A 3,299-nucleotide genomic window follows, 5' to 3' on the forward strand; every position below is an offset into this window, starting at 1 on the left:
GGTAGAGGAGGTCTATTTTTTCTAATGTATTTAGGTGTGGTTATGTTTTAAGGGTGCCTGTCCTGCATTATTGTCTAGTTTTCATAATGTATTTAGGTGTCGTTATTTTTTAAGGTTGCCTGTCCTGCATTATTTTTTTCGCGCAATGTATCCTTGTTCGTTAGGCATTACTCGTTCCAATACGAGCAGGTTGGATTCACCTGCTCGCCTATTTTATAATACGCGTCAAAATCACAATCAAGGAATCCGTCACTATCAATGAAATAGGTTCCTTTTGTATAACACGCCTCTATCGTTTGCATATAATCATCTAGACTTACTGACAGTTGAGTCTCCTCATAATCAAGCGTAACACTATATACAGAATTATTTTTCATATTTATAGCTATGTATGAACTGGCATAATCAGCTAAAAATGGTACAAAGTCTTGAAGGTCTTCATAGGTCTTTTGAAAGTTTGCAATTTCTTTCTGTAGCTCTTCACGATGGATTAGCCTGTAACCAGGAACTAAATCCATTAGTTTTTGATTTGTTATTGATGCATATGTACCAGAGGCATTCCTATATATTTCAGAGAGGCAATCCGGTATTCGATTATCTTCGGCTACAGTTGCCTCAAAAAAGCCTATTGCATCAGAAAAACCCGGGCGCCCTTTGCATGCTAATTTCAATATATTTTTTATATTCATATAAATTCCTGCACACTGATTGGTAATAATGCCTAACATTATATCCATGCGTCATGGACACATATAGCAATATCCCTACATATAGACCTTTATGTCCACAACTATACCTAAATGGCTAAATATAGCCATCTCCCAACATCAACCTTGTGTCTATATCTAGGCATTTATCGACACCGCTTTCAATAATGTTTTTTTTGCCCCAAGCCTTTCGGAGTAGGTCGCTGTTTGGGTTCACGTGATGCTCTAACCTAATCACAGCTCAAATCACTTTACAGGTAATGATCAAGCGTTGATAAAAAGGTGTCGGCACGAATCTCTGGGGCCGTCACAAACAGGACGTTTGTGCAGGGCGTACAAGGACGTATTCACCGCGTGCCCTAGAGGTTCGTGCCGGCACCGTCTTCACCAAAATTTCACCTACTCCAGTCAATTAAGCTTCCACAGCCCCAACCCTAACCCATGCCCCAAAAAAAACGGCCCTCTAAATAATTAGAGGGCCGTTAGAATAATTAAACGCTGCTATTCAGCAGCGCTAATGTAGATGGTAAAGGTTACAGCTTACCTACGCCGGCATTGTTCAGCACAACACCGGGTACGTCGCCGGCTTTATCCAGCGTTACCGAGTTTGCTGCGCTTACATTACAGTTATCGCCATTAAGGTCGCCGCTCTGCCAGTTTACGGGCACCTTGTGGGCTTTGCCGTTATCAACGGTGCGTGTGTAAGTGCCGCCTTCCCAAGCATTACCGCTAGCGGCCCAGCAACCGGAAACATCGGAGTCGGTTGATGCTATTAGTGGGTTAGTGACGTTTTTAAAGTAGTTATTCTGTACTAGGGCTTTACCTTCGGCGCGGGTGTTAATGTAGTGAATTTGGTTCACTACATTGTTGTTCGACCAGTAGTTATTAAACGTGTGAATAGTGGCGCGGCGTAATAGCGGTGTGCGCTGCTCGATATTCTCGTAGTAGTTATGGTGGAACACGATGCTGTTGTTGCCATCGGGGTTGTCATTTGCGCCGATTAAACCGCCACGGCTAGAATTACGGAAGTGGTTATAGGATACGGTAACGTGGGTTGTATCGTTTTTCATATCGATTAATGAATCGTAACCCTGGCTTTCCCCACCCGAAGCTTCGATGGTGTTGTGGTCAATCCAAATGCGTGTTTGTGGGCCGCCTTGAATGGCAATACCGTCGCCACCGTTTGAGGTCGGTAAAACCGATTTCTTCACATTTTTAATGGTGACATTACGGATAATAATGTTAGAAGCGCGTGAAATCTGAATGCCAACTTGGTCGAATACCCCACTGGTACCCACACCTTCGATGGTGATGTTTTCTACTTCTTTAAGCACGATGGTATCGTCTTTGGTGCCATTACAGCTACCGCTAGCATCTGCGGTATTACCGTGATTAATGGTGCCATTTACCTTGATTGTGAGGGGGGTAGTATCGGACTCGCGCGCACACAAGGCTTCGTGTAATGCTTTACCGGTATTTACCGTTACCGTGGAACCGCCTGCGCCGCCAGTGGCTGCTGGGCCATAGCCTACCCATTGTGTGGCGGGCATTTTGGGTTGGTTGGTGCCGTCTTTGTCTGGCTCGATCATTGGAACAGACGATGCGGCGCTGCTGGTTGCAGCAGAGCTAGGGGTAGTGGCGCAGCCTTGTGCTGTTACCGATGGCCCGGCAATAGCGATGGAATCAATATTGGCTAAGCCTTCGCCGCCATTGGCTGATAGTACCAGTGCGTTAGTGCCGGCATTTAGCGAAATCTCAACAGTTTCTTCAACCCATGTTGTCCAGGCGCCCGTTGTACTCAAGTTGAAAGCCGCACCGGTTCCGGCATTACCGTTTGCGGTTAAGGTGCCAGAGCGGGCCGCAGTGCCACCGTTAGCGTAGCGGAAAGTGACCCTATAAACATTGGACTCAGAAGCGTTAATTTTCCACTCGATAGCAGCGCCTGCGGCGTTTTCGCTATCGACAAAACCGGCTCCAACATAGCCGTTATGCTTGGTATCAATTACGCCGTTAGCGCCGCAATAGCCTGTTGTGTTTTCTTGGATTGTTAGGTTGTTGGCTGCTGCCGGTGAAGATGATGCCGTTGCCGCGCTGCTTGAAACCGCAATAGGCATAGAGCTAACCGCAGCGGATGAGCTAATGGTTTGAGCTTGTGAGCTAGAAGACTCGGTACTGGTACCCGCGCAGCCTGTGAAGGCTGCAGCCATTACTGCAGCGAGCGGCATCATTGTATATTTCATTTTTGCACCTTTGACGAAGTGGCTTTCTGTAACGGAGTGTTACACCTAAATACGATTTTATTATGGGCTTCCAGTTACCCATGCATTCAGCTGCATTCGGCTCAGCTCTGCACGGGTAAACAGGCAACTCAAGCACACTGAAATGATTGTGTTGGTTGGTGATGCCATCATAACCACTGCATGGCTTATAAGACAAACTGGTATTACCAATTTACCAACCAGTTCACACAAGAGCTTCCCCAATAAGGCCATAGCTTTGGACCCGTGCCAACCTTAGGTGATCGTTGAATTGAAGTGCTAAGGGACGAGGAAACAATATTTCATCCACTAATGCTTGATCTCGACATCCTTA

Annotated in this window: 2 protein-coding genes; both read right to left on the bottom strand. The window is 46.1% G+C overall.

Translation table 11 applies throughout. The features are described from left to right. Positions 1-167: 167 nt before the first annotated feature. On the bottom strand, positions 168-689 hold the full coding sequence (locus AC3A8L_RS20700; RefSeq protein ID WP_487964173.1) for a hypothetical protein: 522 nt from the start codon (positions 687-689) through the stop codon (positions 168-170). 551 nt (positions 690-1,240) lie between these two features. Next, positions 1,241-2,947 (bottom strand): pectate lyase family protein, encoded by a 1,707-nt coding sequence (locus tag AC3A8L_RS20705; protein WP_487964174.1) that lies wholly within the window; start codon positions 2,945-2,947, stop codon positions 1,241-1,243. Positions 2,948-3,299: the final 352 nt, after the last annotated feature.

Source organism: Marinagarivorans sp. (assembly GCF_982758155.1).